Genomic DNA, 19,006 nt, shown 5'->3' with positions numbered 1-19,006 from the left:
CGCGAGCCCTCCTCCGCACCCGCCCCCCGGCCCACCGAGGTGACCCTGCGGCGCGGCCGTGAGGGCGCGACGCCCTCACGGCGCGTGGTGCCGGCCGTGCGGCCCGCGGGCAAGCGGTCCCTGGCCGTAGCCCGGTGGGACGGCGAGGGCCGTCGTCCCACCGCGGCCCGGAACCACGGCGACGGTCCGCCGGGCACCGCGGCCGCCCGGCGCGGGTACGGGCCGGTACCGGCGCCGGGCGGGGACGTCACAACGTGGTGAGAGGAGTGCCCCGTTCGCGTAGCCGTGCGAGTGCCAGGTCCAGCGCCTTCACGGTGCGGGAGCGGTCGCCGCCGCCGTCATGACAGAGAACGATGTCACCCGGGCGAGCCCGCGCCACCCGCTCGGCTATGCGGTCCGCGGGAGGCTCCCGCCAGTCCTTGGGATCGACCGTCCAGTCCACCGGCGTCAGACCGTGGTCGCGTGCGGCTGCCAGCACACCACGCGACCAGCCTCCGGCCGGAGCCCTGAACAGAGTGGGCCTGACACCGGTCTCGCCGGTGACCACCCGCTGGGTCTCGGCCATCTCCCGGGCGACGGCCGCCGCCGGCAGCGCGGCGAACGGCTGGACGTGCGAGTACGAGTGATTGCCCAGACGATGGCCGGCGGCCAGGAGACGCCGCAGCAGTCCGGGGTGTTCCCGGGCGCGCTCGCCGACCACGAAGAACGTGGCCTTCACCCCGTGGGCGGCGAGTACGTCGAGCAGGGCCGGTGTCCACGTGGGATCGGGACCGTCGTCCACGGTGAGAGCGACGGGCCTCACCACGTTCCACGGCTCACCGGCCGTTCCCGTGCCCCCGCCGGGAACCGCCCCGGCGACCGCGTTCCCGTACGGCACACGGAACACCGGGCCGCGCGCGAGGAGGGGTTCCCCGTCGCTGTGGCCCGCTTTCCCGGTACGCAGCGCCTCGGCGCGGCGGACGATGCTCCACCCCACCTGGGAGCCACGGGCACGCAGGACCGCGGGGCGCGTGTCAGGCCGCACGGGACACCTCCGCGGCGACCCCGCCCGTATCCCGGCCGCGGTGGGCCCACCGGAAGGCCAGCAGTGCCGCACCCGCGCCGACGATCTCCGTGACCGTGCAGCACACCCGGCTGGCCAGGGCCGCCGCTCCGGCCTGCGCCCAGGGCAGGTCGGCCGTGAGGACCACCATCAGAACGACCTCGCGCACGCCCGCACCACCGGGTACCACCAGGGCGGCCGCTCCCGCCGCCGCGGCCAGGGCGAAGCCCCCCACACAGAGAGCGAGGGACTCCGTCACGGGCGCTCCGAGCACTACCGCGATCATCCACAGATGCGCGCCGCCGACGAGCCAGGACAGCACTTCCCAGACGACCGCACGGCGCAGGTCGCCGTCCGCGACCCGCAGGTCCGGTACGGGGCGGCGCAGCAGCCGGGCCGCCCGGCCGGCCGCCCGCACGATGACGCCCGGCTTCCTCAGCAGTGCCGCCAGGGCGAGGGCCACCGGCAGCAGCCACCAGGCGCCGTCGCCCATCACGCGCGGTGCCGCCAGCGCCCCCACCACCGCGGCGGTCAGCAGCACCACCACGGAGTTGAGGACGTAGGCCGTGACCATGCGCTGTGTGGTGACTCCGTGGCGGCGCCCGAGATGCACTCCGGCCAAGGCGCTCCAGAAAGGTCCGGGAAGGTATTTCCCGAGGACGGTCGCACCGAAGATCTGGCACGTGGGACCCCAGGACAGCGGGCTCCCCAGACCGGTGACCGTGCTGCGCCAGGAAGCCATGCTGAGGGCCAGCCCCGCCAGGTTGACCGCTGCCGAGCCGGCCAGCCAGGGGGCGGCGCCGTCACGGGCGAGCAGTTCCCCGATGACGTGACCGCTGCCCCCGAGGGCCCGCCACATCCCGTATCCGGCGCCGGCGACCAGCGCTGCCGCCAGGAGGGGCCGGAGCCGTGCGCCCCAGCCGCGCTTGCCCGCCGGCGTTCCGCCAGGGTCCTGTGGCGCGCCGCCGTCCGGCGGCCGGGTCCGTTCCCGCACGGCCTGTGCGCGCGCGCCGGGCTCCTGAGCCGGGACGGCCGGTACCGCGGGCTGTCCGCGGTCCGGTTCCCCGAGGGCCTCCCCGGGCGTTCCGTGCGGCTGCCCGGGAAGGGGGCTTCCCGTCCGTTCCTGGTGAACGGCGGGTGCGTCCCTGGTGTGGTGCACGGCTTCGGTCATCCCGTCGTCCGTCCTTCCATCGCGTCGGGCCTCCCGGCGTCCGGGCCCGTGTCGGGCCCGGCGGAAAGGCCCGTGTCGCGGGGCGGGCCGTCGGCGACCCTGCCGAAGTCGCGGTCGAACCTGCTGCGCAGCCAGCCCGTGCCGGCGCCGAGCGCGATCTGCAGGTTGACCAGCAGGTGCAGTCCGATGAACAGAGGCAGGAAACCGAGCCCCCGTCGTCGCCGTACGAAGCGCAGCAAGGAAGGATCGGCGCAGGCGAACGCCAGGATCCCGAGGACGGGGAGCACCGCGAGGGGCGCGGAGAGGACGGCGGCCGGCACGGTGGCGACGGTGAACGTGGCCGCCGCCACCCCCGCCATGCTGTTCGCCCGCAGCGCTCCGCGGCGGCGGCGGTGGGCGGCGGCGAAGGGGAGCAGGTACTGGGCACGCCGGAACTGCTCGCGCAGCATGGGACCGAGCCGGTGCTCCTCGTCGTGGGCGGCGACCACCTGGTCGGTGAGCAGGATGCGGTAACGGGCGGAGAGCCGTTCGCTGTACTCCACGTCCTCGCTGTCGCGCAGCGCGGGATGGAAGGGACCGATCTCCTCGAAGACCCGGCGGGGCACGGCCGCCGCGGCGAAGAACGCGGTGGGGGTCGGACCCACTCCCTTGAGCCGCCAGTGATGGGCGTGCAGGGTGCGGTACCACTCGACGGGCCCGTGGTCCACGAGAGGTGCGAAGGCGATGATGCCGTGCACACAGCCGAGTCCGGGGTCCGCCCGGAGCAGCCGTACGGCGTTCTCCAGCGAGTCCGGGGACAGGGCCTGGTCGGAGTCGAGGAAGAACAGGATGTCGCCCCGTGCCGCGGCGGCCCCGGCATTGCGCGCGGCGGAGACACCGCGGTTGGTGTCGGCGCGCAGGACCCGGCAGCCGAAGCGCTCCGCGACAGCGACGGAGCCGTCGGTGCTCGCGTCGTCCGACACGATGATCTCGAACGGCTGGAGGGTCTGCTGGAGCAGGGAGGCCAGGCACAGCTCCAGCGTCTGCGCGTAGTTGTAGTTGGGGATGACGACGGACACCCGGGGAGGCGTGCCGCCGTTCTCGGCGTCGCTCGCGCTGTCCCCGGGAACGGCTGCCGCCGCGGGGCCGGTGCCGGTCACAGGGACACCTCCAGGATCTGCGCCCGGTGATCGGACAGGTTGTTCATGCCGTCGAGGCGGTAACGGTCCACGGTGACCGGGCCGGTGGAGAACGCCCAGTCGAGCCGCCACAGTCCGAGAACGGGGACGAGTTGGTTCCAGGTACGGGGATAGAGACCGCCGCCGCTGTCCGCCGCGTCGCGCAGCGTGGCGCGCAGTTCGTCCATCTCCCCCATCACGGGGCTGCTGTTGAAGTCCCCTGCGATCACGGCGGCGGCACCACGCCGGCGCTGCTCGCGGAGTTCCGCCTCGAGTCCTTCGAACTGCGCGGTCCGGGTCCGCTGCCGCTCCCGCAGCATGCCGAAGAACGAGGGGGAGACGAGATGCGGTCCGGGATCGATCTGCACGGGGATGTGCACGTTGTACAGGGACAGGGACCGGCCGTTCACCCGGATGTCGGTGCGGAGCGTCTTCACCGCGCGGTACACCTCCAGCCACGGCGCGTCGGGCCGGCCGGCGACCGCGCTGCCCGGGCCCACCAGCTCGTATCCGGTCACGGGGAAGCGGGACAGCGTGATCAGCTCCCCCCGGGAGACGACGTGATAGCCGGGGAACTCGCGGCGGATGCGCGCCAGGTCGTCGACCGGCCTCAGGTTCTCCTGCCGGTGGTCGATCCCGTGCACGTACTCCTGCAGCAGGTACACGTCCGCCCGCTGGGCCCGCAGCGCCGCCCAGAACCGGTCGGTGTCGACGTCCTGGCCCCACCAGGTGGTGTTCCAGGAGACGACGCGCAGGTCACCGACGGCGGACGAGCCCTGGTGGGCCAGCGCGGACAGCCGTACCCCGTTACGGGGCCAGCTCACCGCGGCCGAGGCGAGCGCCAGGCAGCACACCAGGAGCAGGGCCGTGCCGCGCGGGCGGCGTCCTGGCACCGTGGGCCCGCGGAGCACGGAACCCGTGACGGAACCGGAGGCCGACGTGCCGGAACCCTCCTCGGGCCCGCTCGTGACCGGACCGCCGGTTTCCCGCGCGCGCCGCCTGTTCCGCCGCAGTGCCAGGGCACAGGCCGCCGCGATCAGCAGCACCGGCATCAGGAGGAAAGCCGCGGGCGGCAGGAGATCGAGTGCCAGCATCACCCACCACCGGCCGCTGAGCAGACGCTGCAGCACCGTGTAACAGACCCACAGCACGGCCAGAGCCACCAGGAAGCGGACCGCGCGACCTCGTCCGGGAGGGACCGCGCGGGCCTCTTCCCCGCTGTCCGGGCCGGGCTCCTCGAGGACGGTGTCCCGGGGAGCCGGCTCATGGAAGACGGTCACAGGACGGCCGCGGTGGACGGGACCGCGTGGTCGCGGTCGTACAGCCTGCGGAACGACGGGGAGAGCAGCCAGTGCACCGCGCCGAAGGCCACTCCCGCCACGACGGTGAGGTTGAAGGCCAGTTGCACGCCGATGAAGGCCGGCATGAACAGCGGTCCGCGCCGCGCGGCGACGAAACGGTACATGCCGAAGTCGAGACCGATGGCGGCGCCGAGCAGCAGGACCGGCAGCATCCACCCGGCCGGCCCCAGCACGACCGGAGCCGCCAGCGACACCACCGCCAGTGCGGAGGCGAGGCTCGCCCAGGAGCGGGAGGCCGTCTCGAAGCCCTTGGCGAACCGCTTGCGCCGGGCGTAGAGCGGGACGCGCAGCCGCCCCCGGGTGAAGATCTTCCGCACCAGCGGCCACATCTCGTGATCGTCGTCGTGCGCGCCCCGGACGGCCGGGGTGAGCAGCAGGTCGTAGCGCTGGCTGAGCCGCTGCCCGTAGTCGACCTCCTCGGTCTGCCGCAGCTTCGGGTTGAACGGGCCGATCTCCTCGAAAACCTCCACGCGCATGGCGCACATGGCGGATATCAGGAAACTCACCGTGCCCTCGGAGCTGGTCCGCCAGTAGTACGCCTGGAGACAGCGGCACTCCTCGACGAGGCTGTCCCGGATCAGCGGCTCGGGCTCGTACATGCCGCACACCGCGCCGATCCCCGGGTTGTCCCGCAGCAGGCTGACGGCGGCCCGGACGGCACCGGGACTCAGAGCCACGTCCGAGTCGAGGAAGAAGAGGATGCTGCCCCGGGCCCGGGAGGCTCCGGTGTTCCGGGCGACGGCGACTCCGCTGTTGGTGCCGGTGCTCACCACGGTCACACCGAGGGACCGGGCGATCTCCTCGGAGCCGTCCGTGCTGCAGTCGTCGACGACGATGATCTCCAGGTTCGGGTAGTTCTGTTCCTTGGCGGACCGGATGCACATGCTCAGGGAGCGCCCGTAGTTGTAATTGGGGATGATGAGGGAGACCAGTGGTTCTTCCATGGGTGTCCTTACTCTCTTGGCTCTTCGGTTCGTGTCGCCGGCCGCCGGTCCGCTGTGTCCCGGTGCCTCATGGCTCGTGCCGCCGCCGCGCGCCCGGGCAGCGTTTTTCTCGCCGGTCGCGCAGGGGCCTCGCGGCTGCCCGGGTGCGGCCGGGCGGCAGTGGGACACACGGGAGGGGAAGGGAGCGGAGCGGTCGGGGCTGCGGCGCCGGCGGGCGTGGGGGCGGGGGGCGGCGCGCTGGGGCGTCGTGCGGGCCTCAGGAGAGCAGCGTGAAGACGCCGGTCCACACGATGCCGCAGCCGACCATCAGCCGGTCTCGGAACAGTGTGCGCACCGGGTCGGCGCCGCCGCCGCCCACGAGCAGCAACTGCAGATAGCGGAAGACCGCGAACACCGAGGTGCCCAGCGTCAGGAAGACGAGAGCCGTGGCTTCGGGGCTCTCGTCGGGGGTGGCCGTCAGGTGGATCCCGAGGGTCACCGCGGACAAGGTGGCGCTGATCAGGGTGAGGTAGTCGATGAACTGCACCGAGTACCCGGCGAGGGCGGGCCGGTGCTCCCCGCCGACGTCGAGGAGTTCCCTGCGGCGCTTGCCGAGCGCGAGCAGCAGACAGCCGGTCAGTACGGTCAGCAGCAACCAGGACGACGGTTCGGCGCCCAGCGCCAGGTAGCCCTGGACGGCGCGCAGGACGAAGCCCACGGCGACCACGAAGGCGTCGACGAGCGATATGTGCTTGAGCCGGTAGCTGTAGGCCAGGTTGAGCGCCAGGTACACCAGCACCGGCCAGGCCCGTTCCAGGGAGGCCAGGGTGACGCCTGCCGCGAGGGCGGCGCAGACCGCGGCCAGGTAGGTCCAGGCCGCGCCCGGGGATAATTCACCGGAGGCCAGCGGACGGTGGCTCTTGGAGGGGTTGAGGCGGTCGCGCTCCCGGTCGAGGATGTCGTTGAGCACGTAGACGGCTATCGAAGCCAGGGTGAACAGGGCCGTGGCCCACAGCACGGCGAGCGCCGTCTGTGCCGTGCCCCGGTGCAGGATGACCGCCGGCAGGGCGATGACAACCGGGTTCTTCGCCCACTGGTAGGGCCGTGACAGGTGCAGCAGCGCACGAGGGACGCGCAGCACGCGGTGTGCGGGTCTGCTGGGAGGCCGCGCCACAGGGGAACCGCCGTGCGCGGCAAGCGCCGGGGGAGTGACGGAGGTGGTGGGCGCGGACGAGGCGGGAGCGGGGGCTGAAGGGAGGGGGGACGCCGCGGAATTGACGCCGGACATGACTCTCCTTGGAACCGGTGTGAGGGGTGGGAGGTGCGCGGATGCTGTCGGGCCTGTCTCGCAACGGTTCAGAAGACCGCCTTCGCCAGTTTGAGCGCTCCCTGCCCCCAGGCATCGCGGCTGGTCCTGCCGCCCGCTGCGGCACCACCGCCGCGTGGCTGCGACCGCCACCACGCGAAACTGCGCAGAATGGCCTCACGGTTGGAGTGACGCGGCGTGAAGCCGAGCCGCTCGCGCATGCGGGTGATGTCCATGTAGGAGTCCATGCGCAGCTTGTGGATCAGCCGCATGTACACGGGGGAGAGACGGGCCCGGGCGAGCAGTTCCAGGGCCGCCACGGCGGGCCTCATCGGCAGTCCGATGACACGCTTGCCGTGTCCGGCGGCGTCGAGCACCGTCTGGAAGTCCTCCCGCAGGGTGCCGAACTCCGCGGAGCCCACGTTGAATTCCGTGTTGACCGCTTCCGCGGGGGCTTCGGCGGCCAGCAGGATGACATCGATGAGGTCCTCGACGTCCAGCATCTGGCTGCGTACGCGGCCGTCGCCGAGCACGGGGAAGTGGTGTCCCTCGTCCGCCCATTCGAAGAGCATCGAGAAGATGCCGAGACGTCCCGGACCCAGGAACGTCTTCGGGCGGAGCACGGGGACGACCATGCCGTCGGCGCGGGCCTTCTCCACCAGCTCCTCCGCCCGGGCCTTCGCCGTGCCGTAGGGATCGATCGGCCGGCGGGGGTGGGTCTCCGGTGTCGGTACCTGGGTGGGCAGTCCGTACACGGAACCCGTCGACAGATGAATGACGCGTGGCACGTTCTCGCTCGCCGCCGCGGCGAGCACCGTGCGCGTTCCCTCGACGACGACGGAGTCGATCTGGGCCGAGGGATAGCTGGGCAGGGCCGAGGCGCTGTGCACCACCAGATCGGTGCCCTTGACGACCTGCCGCAGCAGAGCGACGTCACGGATGTCGCCCGTGACCAGCCGGGTGGCGGGTGAGTCGGCACGGTGCGCCAGGTCGAGTCCTACGACCTCGCAGCCGCTTTCGGCCAGCCGCCGCGCCAGGGCGGTGCCGAGCATGCCGCTGCTGCCCGTGATCACTACGCGGGTGAGCATGTCGGTGTCTCCGTCCCTGTGGTGCTGAGGAGACGGTGGTGTGCGCTGTGACTCATGGAGAGGGACGACTGCGGCAGTGCCGGCGTGTCGACCGCGAGAACGCTTTGGAATGTACCTCCGGCATATGCTAAAGCCGGAGGCATGGGTACGGGAGAAAGCTGTTTCACGTTGATTCCGTTCATTGCATCGCGCGGACAGGGCGGCGAATGCTGGAGCAGGACATCCGTCGGCGCTGACGGGCCGTTCAATCGGAACGATGACACGGAGTCAGGCGACCGGTGAAGAAGCACTGTGGCGCGGCGGTCCGCCAGGGAACGTATGCGGCCAATGTTGGGCCCTCGCCGATCATGCGCGCCGATGTCGTACGCGCAACGCGGGGATGACGGTTCTACGGCAGTCGCAGGAGCGTTTTAACCTTTTTGTCTATTTTTTTGGACAACGATGTCGACGGTGCCGCCGGCGCGAGCGGGAAAGCCGCATGCAAAACTCTGCGTCAGATGCGCAAGAAGTGACTGGAACGGGCCTACGCGATCGCTGGAGATGAACCTTCCCGCTGATGCCGGATGCTTCCTTTTTGCGTTGCGAGAGCGTGTCCTTGCTCGTGCCGTCGCCGGGTGCCCCCGTGGGTGAGGCAGCCCCGGTGCGGACGTTTCCGCGGCCGCGGCACCTGCCGCACGACCCGGTCCGCCCGGGGCCGTCCCACCCGTGCCGGACTCCCGCTGCACTCCCCGCCGTCAGGCCGTTGACAGGGCGGACACAGGGGTCCGGCCGGAGTGCCGGGCCCGGCGGCTCACCGCCTCGCCGGTCCGGGTCGTCGGGCGGATCCCGTCCCGGACGCGCTTCAACGGCCATGACGTTCATGAACGAGGCCGCTCAGCGGGCGTCGCGGTCGACGGCGGTGAGGCTGAGGCTCTGTGCTTCGCGCCGTTCCCCTTCCCCGCCCGCGAGCGGCCCGGCCCGGGGGGCGAGGTCGCGTTCCAGGTCGTCCAGGGCTCTGCGGGCCGCTTCGATACGCCGGCGCAGGTGCTGCTGGTCCGTCCGGTCCGGGGCCGGCCGGCGCGCTGCCGGCGTTTCCTCCTCTTCCCCCTCCATGCCCCGGGCCTCCTCGAGGGAGGTGAGGACGACGCCGATGAGGACGTTGACGAGGACGAAGGAGGCGAGCAGGACGTAGGAGGCGTAGTAGAGGAGACTCCACCGGGATATCTCCAGGCCCGCGTGGATCGCGTCGCCGATGCCGTCGAGCATCATCAGGAGGAAGAGGGTGAGGACGGCGCGGCCGATGGAGCCGTAGTGCTCGGGGTCGTGGTGGCCGAAGAAGACCCAGCCGACCATGGCGTACACGTACAGGAGCAGGGCGCCGACGAGCAGGAAGCTCAGGGTGCCGGGCAGGCTGCGGGCGACCGCGACGAGCACGATGCGCAGCTGGGGCAGGAAGCGGGCGGTGCGCAGGACCCTGGCCAGCCTGAGCAGCCGCAGCACCGTGGTGTTCTCGCGGACGACGGGCAGGAAGGCGCACAGGATCACGGCCAGGTCGAAGAGGTTCCACGGCTCCTTGCAGAAGTCCCGTGGACGGTCGGCGTGCGCGGCCGCGCGCAGCAGGACCTCGACGGTGAACGCGGCCAGACAGGCGTGCTCGGCGAGCCGTAGCCAGCGGTGCCACTCCTCGACGACTCCGGAGTACGTCTCCAGGCCCAGCAGTGCGGCGTTGACGAGGATCAGAGCGAAGACGGTGACGGCGAACCAGCGGGCCTCCGTGATGTCACGGCAGCGGCGTGCGAGTTGCCCGCGCCCGGACGGGACGACGGATCCGGCCACGTGGTCTTGGTGCTGCGGCATCCTGCTGCCTTGTCTCCTCCGTGCCTGCGACGGTCCGTCCCGGCCGAGCCGACCGGACACGGGACCGTTGAGTGATCATGCTCTCAGAAGAGACCTCTGTATCAATGCGCGAACGCCCCGGGGGGCGGGGCATCCGGCCGGGTCCTGCCGTCACACCGCCCGCGGCCGTGGGAAGCGGGCGGCGGACCACGCGGGTTCACCACACCGGTGAGACGCCCGGAGCCGTCGCGGACCACAGCGGGCGCGGCCCGCGTTCCCGTGGTTGCCGGCGAGTTCCCTCCCGGCCCGGTCCCGGGGGCCGGGCACGAGACCGCCGTTCACCGGCACATGAGGGGACGAGGGCCGGACGCCCGGCAGCAGGGCGCCGGGGCAAGGAGCGCCCCGGCGCACCGAACCCCTTCGTCACTCCGGCTGCTGTGCGGTCGCTGCGCGCCCGATGGCCTTGAAGGGGTCGTCCACCCGCTGCTCGTCGGGATCGATGGCGCGCAGGACGCGTCGGCAGATCTGGTTGAGCCGGCCCTGCTGCGCCTTGGTGAGGGGATCGAAGAGCAGACGGCGCACCTCCTCGACGTGCCCGGGAGCGGCGGCGACGACCTTCTCCAGACCGGCTTCGGTGAGGACGACCCGAGTGGAGCGGCCGTCGGAGGGGTCGGCCGTTCGGCACAGCCACCCGCGCCGCTCGAGCCGTGAGGCGACGTTGGACAGCCGCGACAGGCTGCTGGTGGTGTACTCGGCCAGGTCGCTCATCCGCAGGCTGTACCGGGGAGCCATGGAAAGTCCGGAGAGGACCTGGTACTCGAACAGACTGATCCCGGAATCACGCTGCGTCTGCGCGTCCAGCGCCGAAGGCAGCCGGGCGAGCAAGTACACGACCGCGAGCCAGGTCTGCTGCTCCTCGGCGTTGAGCCAACGCGGCTCCGGTGCACTGTCCATGCCGCCATTGTAACTTCAACCCGAAAGTGATCGACCCCCCGAAGTCGCTTCAAGCTAAAACTTTTACTTCTCCCAGATCTCTTGAAGCTTGAAGTTATTGCGGATACCTTTTGCTCAACGCTTGAAGTGATGGACGGCGGCTGCGAGTGTCGTGGGCCGTCTGCGGGGAGCTGCGTTCGCCGCTTCTTCGCGCTGACGCGCCGGACCGCCGGCGCGCCCTGCGCACCGAACCGCCGGGGAACGACCGCCCCGTGCCGATGGGAAGGACCTCTTATGCGCATCCGAGCAGCAGTCGCGCGAGCCCGGTCGGAACCTCTTGTGATCGAGGACCTCGAACTCGAGGAACCGGTCGGCGACGAGGTTCTGGTCAGAGTGGTCGCCACGGGCATCTGCCAGACCGATTCCCATGTGTGGAACCAGCGCATCCCCGCCCCGCTCCCCCTCGTGCCGGGTCACGAGGGAGCGGGCGTGGTCGAGCGGATCGGCCCGTCCGTCACGGAACTGCGACCCGGGGATCACGTCGTCCTGTCGTTCCAGGCGTGCGGCCACTGCGAGCAGTGCCTGAGCGGGCATCCCGCGTTCTGCGACAGCGCGTTCGCCGCGAACTTCGCCGGTGCGCGGCTCGACGGAACCCGGGGAATCCGCCGCACCGACGGCGGCGGGATCCACGGGCACTTCTTCGGCCAGTCCTCGTTCGCCACGTACGCGCTCGCCACACAGCGCAACGCCGTCAAGGTCCCCGACGACGTCCCGCTGGACATGCTCGGACCACTCGGCTGCGGCCTGCAGACCGGAGCCGGCGCCGTACTGAACTCCTTCGCCGTTCCCGCGGGTTCCTCCGTGGCGGTCATCGGCGTCGGAGCCGTCGGGTTCGGCGCACTCATGGCCGCGCATCTGTCGGGCGCGGCGACCGTCATCGCCGTGGACGTGAATCCACAGCGGCTCGCGCTCGCCGCGGAACTGGGCGCCACGCACGTCATCGACGCCCGCCGGACGCACGTGGCCGAGGAGATCAAACGCATCACCGGCCGGGGGGTCGCGTACGCCCTCGACACCACCGGCCGCGCCGACATGATCGACCACGCTGTCGACGCCCTGGCAACAGCGGGGCAGGCCGGCCTCGTGGCGGGCAGCGAGGACGCCAGGATCCCCACCGCCAAGCTCGGGCTCGGGATGTCGGTACGCGGCATCGTCCAGGGCGATTCGAACCCCCGCCTGTTCATCCCGAAACTCATTCAGCTGTACCGGTCCGGACGGTTCCCGTTCGACCGGCTGGTCCGCTTCTACGACTTCGACGACATCAACACCGCGTTTGCCGACGCGGCGCGCGGAGACGTCATCAAACCGGTCCTTCGCATGACGGACATCGACGACTGAGAAGGAGCAATGCCATGGCCAGCACGTACGGAGACTTCTACGCCGCGCGGAAGTGGGGTTTCCCGAAGTCCGAGCCCTCGGAGAACATCGAGGCCCCGCAGCACTTCCTGCCCGGGCATCTCGACGACCCGGCCTTCTACGAGAAGGGTTACCACGTCGAGAAGCTGGGTGACGGCGACGGGTTCTACTGGGTCGGCAGCCCCAGCGGCTACGACGCCGCCTTCATGCTGACGGGCAACGGCGTCGTCGCGATCGACGCTCCGCCCGCGCTCGGCGAGAACATGGTGGCCGCGGTCGAGTCGGTCACCGACGAACCGGTCACCCACCTGATCTACAGCCACTGGCACAGCGACCACATCGGCGGAGCGAAGGCCTTCGGACCGAACGTCAAGATCATCGGGCACGAGATGACCCGTGAGCTTCTGACCCGTTTCCCCGACCCGTACCGCCCGGCGCCCACCGAGACGTTCTCCACTGACGAGACGCTCGAGGTCAACGGCGCCAGACTCGAACTGTCCTACAAGGGATTCGACCACACCCCGGGCAACATCTACATCTACGCGCCGGAACAGAAGGTGCTCACCAAGATCGACATCGTCAGTCCCGGATCGGTGGCCTTCATGCACGCCGACGCCTCGGAGAACATCAGCGGGTACTTCCAGGCCCACGACGACATCCTCGCCTACGACTTCAAGGCGTACGTCGGCGGCCACAGCTGGCGCTGGGGCACCCGCGAGGACGTGGAGGCCGCGCGTGAGTACTGGCACGACCTGCGGACATTCACCGACGAGGCGCTCAGGGAGCTGAGCACCAAGGAGGTCCTGGGCGGCTTCCTCGGCGGCAGCGGCCGGGGGCATGTGCTGACCGCCTCGGAGAACTGGATCAACTCCATGGCGAACTACATCACCGAGAAGGCGCTCACCAAGTCCACGTCCGACGGCCGGACCTGGCCCGAACGGCTCGCCGGCGCGACCCAGTTCACCAAGTACCACGCCTACACCGTCATGGAGTCCTCCCGCCTCGAGCGGACCCACCACGGATACCAGACGCGCGGTGACGGCGGGCCCTGGTACATCGTCTGATCCCCATGTACGGACCAGCCCTGTGCCCCGGCCGTGCCGAGCGCGGCACTCCGGGGCGGCCCTCGCCCCACGGCAATGATCCAAGGGGAGGATCCACCCCCTGCCCAGGAGGGCAACCGTCATGCCCGGCCCGCGGGCCGGCGGCTTCCGCGCAGGCCCGCGCAGAAGACGACGGTGAGGGTCACCCCGCGGTCCGGGACGGACGGCCGCCGGACCCGACGCCCATGATCCGGCACGGCCGGCGCCCCGTCGGGGACCGCCGTCCCCCGGGACGTCCGCCGGACGCGGACGTCGGCGCGGCCCGCCCGTCGGGAGGTACCGGCCGCGCCACACCGGGAAAGGCTCACTGAACCCGGATGACCGGGACCTCGTGGTTACTGATGCCCCATCCGTCCAGATCGCGACGCCGATGAGTTGTTTGCCAGGGAGCCCCGGAGCCGACTGCCGCACAGCGCCATGCCGCGCTCGGACGCAGGCGACCGCCGCGGGTGATCCCGGCAGGGCCGCCCGCCGCACCGGACGGACTGTGCCTGTGGGCGGGAGTCACCTCTTCTGAAAGGAGTCCGGTCATCGTCGGACACATCGAATCACCTGCCGTGCTGGACGAGAGGGAAGGGATGACGGGCGGCCCTTTCGCGATCGTCGAGGCCTTCCGGTCACAGCGCCGCCGTTTCCTGACGACGGTGTCCTCCTGGGACGCGTCGTTCTGGCGCGCGCCCACCCGGTGCACCCTGTGGTCGGTGCACGATGTCGTACGCCATGTCAGGGACGTGGTCTCCCTCCACGTCGCGCGCCTGGGCGGTCCGCCGGCCCCGTTCCCGGTGGGAGGCCCCTTCGACCCCGCGACCTCGCCCGCCACGTGGCTCGCCGCCTCGGCGGGACAGAGCCCCGAGGAGACCCTGGACGAGCTGAGGCTGTTGATCGACCAGGAGGCACGCCTGCTGGAGCACAAGGCGGGGGCGAATCCGCCGGAGATCGTGAAGGGGCAGTTGCGGCGGGCACTGCACTGGTCGGTGTCCTCGGCGCACACCTTCTGGGACGCGTGGATGCATGAGAGGGACATCGTCCTGTGCACGGGGCCGGAACCCGTGTACCCGGCCGGTGAGCTGCGGGTCGCCACGATGTACGGGCTGCTCGCGGCGGCGGCTCCGGCGGGCTGGGAGGGCCGGTGTGCGCGCACGACCGTAGCCCTCGACGGGAGCCCGGACGGCTGTTACGAAATCACGCACGCCGACGACAGCATCAGGGTGACAGTCGCGTCGCCGCAGGAGGGTGCCGAACTGTCCGGACCGGTGGGGGAGGCGCTCGACAGCCTCGCGGGACGCGGTCCCGAACCCCGGGAGGTGTTCGGATCGTCCGCCCCCGCGGTCGCTCGGCTGACCCTTCTCCGGAAGGTCGCCACCTGACCCGGACACGTCGCCCGGCGCTCAGAGGGACAAGTATTCACTGACACGCAAGACTGTCCTTATTTTTTTTACCGCATGTCAGTGCGAAGTCCGAAAAATTTAGGAATCACCTGCAAGATGTACAACCTTGTACTATGCTGACCGACCCGCATGTGCGACGACACAAGGCGTTACAAGCCGACGTGCTCGATCGAGCGGGATCGGAGTCGGTAATTTTAAGCAGTACCCGATCGATCCGTACATAATTACAGTACAGGGACAATTCGTACGCATCCATATGTACCTGGCAAGATGAAAGGCGATCGGCGCCGATGTCCCACAGCCGGAAAAGAACCAGTACCGAGCAGTTGGCGATCAACCAAAGCGGGGCAGAGCTCCGGTTCTCCGTGCTGGGTCCTGTCCGGGCTTGGTGCGGCGGGAAAGAGGTCGATCTCGGATCGCCGCAGCAGAGGGCGGTACTGGCAGTCCTCCTCATGCGGGAGGGACGATCGGTCTCGATCGATCAGCTCATCCACGCCGTATGGGGAGACAACCCTCCGCTCGCTGCGGTCCCTACTCTGCGCACCTATATATCCCGGTTGCGCCGTGTTGTGGACCCCAGCCTTCCCGCCGGTCGCGAGGCGCAATTCATCACCTCCACTGCGGGGGGTTATGCGATTCTGATGGCCGGAAGTCACTCCCTCGACATGACGGACTTCGAAGCCATGGTCTCCGAAGGGCGCCGACTGGTTCAGGAGGGGAATCATTCCGCAGCGGTGGAGGCATTCACATCTGCGCTTGATGCTTGGCAGGGTTCGCCCCTCGAGGGCGTGCCCGGCCCCTTTGCGCACAAGGAGAGCATGCGCCTCGCGGAGCGGCGTATGAGTATCCTGGAGGAGCGTCTCGAACTCAACCTCCGGCTGGGCCGGCATACGGATGTGGTTGCTGAACTGACAGCCCTTTGCGCAGAGTATCCGCTACGTGAGCAATTGCGGGCCCTGCTTATGCTCGCACTGTACCGATGCGGGCGCCAGGCCGAGGCATTGAGCGTTTATCAGGATGCTCGGCACGTGCTGGTGAACGAACTGGGAGTCGAGCCCGGTCCTCAACTGCGAGAGATACACAGCCAACTGCTGTCGGAAAGTCCTCTCCTCGCTCTTCCAGAGCTCAAGCACTACGAGCAGACCGGCAAAAATTCGACGCCAGAAGCTCCGGCAGTCGCAACAGACCTTTTTGTTCCACAGGACCAGCTCCCTCCAGGGCTGCCTGTTTTCGCAGGACGCCAGGCACAGCTTCAGGACGCAGTCAACCTTGCCACCAGGGTCGATGACCGAGCTGGGCCCACTATCGGTCTCGTCACAGGAACTGCGGGCGTCGGTAAGACCAGCTTCGCGATCCACTGGGCTCATCGAGTAGCGAAAATATTTCCGGACGGCCACATCTACCTCGATCTGCGAGGGTTCAGTGCCGATGGACAGCCCAAGTCGGCCACCGAAGCGGTTCGCATTCTTCTGGAATCCATGGGAGTCACTCCGCAAAAAATGCCGGCGCATCCCGATGCGCAAGCAGCCATGTACCGCGGCATTCTTGCCGATCGCCGGATGCTCATCGTGCTGGACAACGCACGTGACGCACAGCAGGTTCGTCCGTTGCTGGCCGGGGGACAGTCAACTCTCATCATTGTCACGAGTCGTGTGCAGCTGACCGGCCTGATAGCCGGCGAAGGCGCTCATCTGATTCACCTTGAAGTCCTTCCTGTCGAGGATGCCCTCGACATGCTCGAGCAGCGACTGGGTCCTCAGCGCTTGCAGACGGAGCGGGGCGCGGCCCTGGACATCATCGCGTGTTGTGCCCAGCTGCCACTCGCGATCGCCATAGTGGCCGCTCGGGCAGCCGCACGGCCGAATTTTCTGCTCGCTGAAATTGTGCAGGAGCTTCGGGAATCCGCAGGAAATCTTGACGGCTTCGGAAATCAAGATCCCGCACTTGACATAAGAAATGTATTCTCCTGGTCCTATGCTTCCCTCAACGATCCGGCAGCACGGCTGTTCCGGCTTCTGGCACTGCATCCAGGATCGCAGATGACGGTCGCGTCGGTCGCCAGCCTGGCCGACATCGGTGCCCGAGAAGCACGCCGACTTCTGACAGAACTCTGTGAAGCCGCACTCCTCGAAGAGGTGTCGCCCGGCACATTTGCCGCACATGACCTGCTACTGGCATACGCAAATGAGCTGGTCTCCGTGACGGATGCGTCCGAATCCCATCATGCCGCACGCTCTCGTCTGATCAACTTCTATGCCGTCAATGCGCATGCCGCCGCAAAGATGCTGAACCCGAACCGGCCTCAGGTCGACGTCCCCCCTCCGTCGCCAGGTGTCATCGTGGAAAAGTTCGACGCCTACGCGGACGCTTTCAAATGGAGCACTGCCGAACATTCCGTACTCCTTGAAATAATTGACAGTGCGATGCGTTTCGGCATGTATTCCGAAGTCTGGCACCTGGCCCGTGCAATGGAAACCTATCTTCAATTTTCGGGGCGCTGGCACGCGTGGATCCGAACTCAGCTCCTCGCGCTGACCGCAGCGGAGAACCTCAATGACGCCTGGATGCGAGCTCTGGCACGCCATAGTTTGTCAAAGGCGCACAGTACGCGCGGCGAGCACGAGTTGGCACAGTCGTACGCGCAAGCGGCGATGATCGAGTTCCGAGAGATCGGAGAACGTGATTTCGAGGGCCAATGCCATGTCTCGCTCGGAATCAGTGCGGGCGCCCTCGGCAGGCATACGGAAGCAATTGAAAACTATAAAATAGCACTAGGATTTTTCACGGAAAAAGAAAATCCGGCATTTGTGGCCACGATACTCAACAACACCGGCAACGAGTACATACAGCTCGGTGACTTCGAACAAGCGGTTGAAATATGTATGCGCGCCATCCCTCTATGGTCCCAGGCCAGCGATCGATACGGTCTGGCTCACAGCTGGGACTGCCTGGGGACGGCACATCAGAAGATGGGTCACTACGGGGAGGCGACTACCGCCTACAAAAATGCGATCGATCTCTTCCAAGGTCTTGGCAGTGATCTTTTCGCTGCCGTATCCCTGGGTCAGCTGGGTGACGTGTATTCAAGCAGTGGGAACAGTAATGCGGCCTACGGGGCCTGGAGGATGGCGCTCGATTTCCTGGAGGGGTCCGAGGAAGATATGGCGAAGTCCCTCATTCAGTCCCTCAACCTCAAAATGAAAGAAGTCATGCCCGCTCGCTTGTCGAACCGAGGAACGATGTAAAGCGAGAAAACCAAGAAGGGGCCGGGGTACGCCCCAAGAGGATCATTGACCAGGCGCGTCAGCGCATCTGCCGGGCGAAGACCTGCCCGCTCGTGAAGGAGCCGGCCGGAGCGGCACAGCGTGCGGACGCGCTGTTCGACGCGCACCGTGAGGATCCGGAGGTCGGCCACCGCTTCCCGGCCGACGAAGCGCGCGGCGCCGGAACCCAAGGGCTGGAGCCGGCGAAGCACGCCGGTTCCTGCCGCCCGGCCGGCCCCGCACCCGGCCGGGCGCGGTCGTCGCGGACAAGGCCCGCTCCTCCCGCGCAAACGTCACATCACGTCATCGGCCGCCGAGGATCTTGTAAGGATCGGTGCCCAGATTCAGGTCGCAGAACCCGACCGCGCCCTTCTGCACCGCGGATGCCGCGGGCCCGATCAGATAGCCGTCTCGGTGGATGTCGATGGAGGCCACTGGGCCGACGGCCTCCTGCGGAGCCGGCAGCACCATGGTGTCCTTGGCGCGCCAGACGATGGAGCCCCCGTCGTTGACCGCCCAGATCGGGTCGTCCGGCGTGATTCCGAAAACCAGCGATCGCGACCCCGCTACGCGCAGGATGCGGGTGAGTCTCTCCACCTCGGTGACGAAGGGGCCGTTCCAACGCCGTACAGCGGGGCGGAACTTGTCCTCGATGTCTGCCAGGAGTTCGTCGGTGCTGTGCACCGCGGAAGGGGCGTTGTCCGATGCTGCTTCTCCGGTCGTCGAAGCCTCGCGGGTGTCTGTTCGCACGAGGTCTTCGACGACCTGGGTGTGCTCGGGAGCGGAAGAGACCGGATCGATGAGATCGGACGGTTGCTCACGAGTGGTGACACGGTGTTCCGCCCTCTGTCCAGGATCTGCCTGCGCCGAGTTCCTGGCTTCCCTTGTCCCCGTGTCCGGAACCCCCGTGGTCCGGTTGTGTTTCTCCTTCTCCGGCTCCAGGGATTCCGAGCGCTCGTGCGGGAGCGATTGCCGTGGTGCCTGGGAGGCCGGGACGGGCTGTGGTGTCGATCGTGACTTGTCCGTGTTGGGTGCGTCCA

Annotated in this window: 14 protein-coding genes; 4 read left to right on the top strand and 10 right to left on the bottom strand. The window is 68.7% G+C overall.

The genetic code is table 11. The features are described 5' to 3' along the window. Positions 1 to 247: 247 nt before the first annotated feature. The 9 genes from ACH5AO_RS35760 to ACH5AO_RS35720 form a co-directional block, all read right to left on the bottom strand. The gene (locus ACH5AO_RS35760; RefSeq protein WP_398932127.1) at positions 248 to 1,024 is read right to left on the bottom strand and encodes a polysaccharide deacetylase family protein; all 777 of its coding nucleotides are present in this window, start codon (positions 1,022 to 1,024) and stop codon (positions 248 to 250) included. Then, entirely contained in the window at positions 1,014 to 2,213 is a 1,200-nt protein-coding gene (locus ACH5AO_RS35755; protein WP_398932125.1) for a lysylphosphatidylglycerol synthase domain-containing protein, read from the bottom strand. The genes ACH5AO_RS35760 and ACH5AO_RS35755 overlap by 11 nt, the downstream gene beginning before the upstream one ends. Next, positions 2,210 to 3,352 (bottom strand): glycosyltransferase family 2 protein, encoded by a 1,143-nt coding sequence (locus ACH5AO_RS35750; protein ID WP_398932123.1) that lies wholly within the window; start codon positions 3,350 to 3,352, stop codon positions 2,210 to 2,212. The genes ACH5AO_RS35755 and ACH5AO_RS35750 overlap by 4 nt, the downstream gene beginning before the upstream one ends. Next, positions 3,349 to 4,650 (bottom strand): endonuclease/exonuclease/phosphatase family protein, encoded by a 1,302-nt coding sequence (locus tag ACH5AO_RS35745; RefSeq protein WP_398932121.1) that lies wholly within the window; start codon positions 4,648 to 4,650, stop codon positions 3,349 to 3,351. Before ACH5AO_RS35745 ends, ACH5AO_RS35750 begins: the two co-directional genes overlap by 4 nt. Further along, positions 4,647 to 5,675: a glycosyltransferase family 2 protein gene (locus ACH5AO_RS35740; RefSeq protein WP_398932119.1), complete on the bottom strand. Its 1,029-nt coding sequence runs from the start codon at positions 5,673 to 5,675 to the stop codon at positions 4,647 to 4,649. The genes ACH5AO_RS35745 and ACH5AO_RS35740 overlap by 4 nt, the downstream gene beginning before the upstream one ends. A gap of 256 nt (positions 5,676 to 5,931) precedes the next feature. Next, positions 5,932 to 6,795, bottom strand: a complete 864-nt coding sequence (locus tag ACH5AO_RS35735; RefSeq protein ID WP_398932117.1) for a UbiA prenyltransferase family protein — start codon at positions 6,793 to 6,795, stop codon at positions 5,932 to 5,934. A gap of 215 nt (positions 6,796 to 7,010) precedes the next feature. Beyond that, a complete protein-coding gene (locus ACH5AO_RS35730) occupies positions 7,011 to 8,048 on the bottom strand; it encodes an NAD-dependent epimerase/dehydratase family protein (RefSeq protein WP_398932115.1) in 1,038 nt (345 codons plus the stop codon). A gap of 873 nt (positions 8,049 to 8,921) precedes the next feature. Further along, positions 8,922 to 9,884 (bottom strand): ion transporter, encoded by a 963-nt coding sequence (locus tag ACH5AO_RS35725; RefSeq protein WP_398932113.1) that lies wholly within the window; start codon positions 9,882 to 9,884, stop codon positions 8,922 to 8,924. A 402-nt stretch (positions 9,885 to 10,286) separates the two neighbouring features. Next, positions 10,287 to 10,817 (bottom strand): MarR family winged helix-turn-helix transcriptional regulator, encoded by a 531-nt coding sequence (locus tag ACH5AO_RS35720; RefSeq protein ID WP_398932111.1) that lies wholly within the window; start codon positions 10,815 to 10,817, stop codon positions 10,287 to 10,289. A 273-nt stretch (positions 10,818 to 11,090) separates the two neighbouring features. Between ACH5AO_RS35720 and ACH5AO_RS35715 the strand changes: the two genes are divergently transcribed. The 4 genes from ACH5AO_RS35715 (at position 11,091) to ACH5AO_RS35700 (ending at position 17,948) form a co-directional block, all read left to right on the top strand. Further along, a complete protein-coding gene (locus ACH5AO_RS35715; protein ID WP_398932109.1) occupies positions 11,091 to 12,194 on the top strand; it encodes an NAD(P)-dependent alcohol dehydrogenase in 1,104 nt (367 codons plus the stop codon). Between the two features lie 14 nt (positions 12,195 to 12,208). After that, a complete protein-coding gene (locus ACH5AO_RS35710) occupies positions 12,209 to 13,276 on the top strand; it encodes an MBL fold metallo-hydrolase (RefSeq protein WP_398932107.1) in 1,068 nt (355 codons plus the stop codon). Between the two features lie 617 nt (positions 13,277 to 13,893). Continuing rightward, the gene (locus ACH5AO_RS35705) at positions 13,894 to 14,682 is read left to right on the top strand and encodes a maleylpyruvate isomerase N-terminal domain-containing protein (RefSeq protein WP_398932105.1); all 789 of its coding nucleotides are present in this window, start codon (positions 13,894 to 13,896) and stop codon (positions 14,680 to 14,682) included. 311 nt (positions 14,683 to 14,993) lie between these two features. Then, positions 14,994 to 17,948 (top strand): BTAD domain-containing putative transcriptional regulator, encoded by a 2,955-nt coding sequence (locus tag ACH5AO_RS35700; RefSeq protein WP_398932104.1) that lies wholly within the window; start codon positions 14,994 to 14,996, stop codon positions 17,946 to 17,948. A gap of 321 nt (positions 17,949 to 18,269) precedes the next feature. On the opposite strand, the gene ACH5AO_RS35695 is transcribed toward ACH5AO_RS35700, so the two are convergent. Next, on the bottom strand, positions 18,270 to 19,006 hold a 737-nt coding region (locus tag ACH5AO_RS35695), incomplete at its 5' end, for a hypothetical protein (protein ID WP_398932102.1).

Source organism: Streptomyces sp. NPDC018964, assembly GCF_044390325.1.
In the GTDB taxonomy this organism is placed as follows: domain Bacteria; phylum Actinomycetota; class Actinomycetes; order Streptomycetales; family Streptomycetaceae; genus Streptomyces.
The sequence above is the reverse complement of the archived record's forward strand: the minus strand, read 5'-3'. Positions and strand labels throughout refer to the sequence as shown.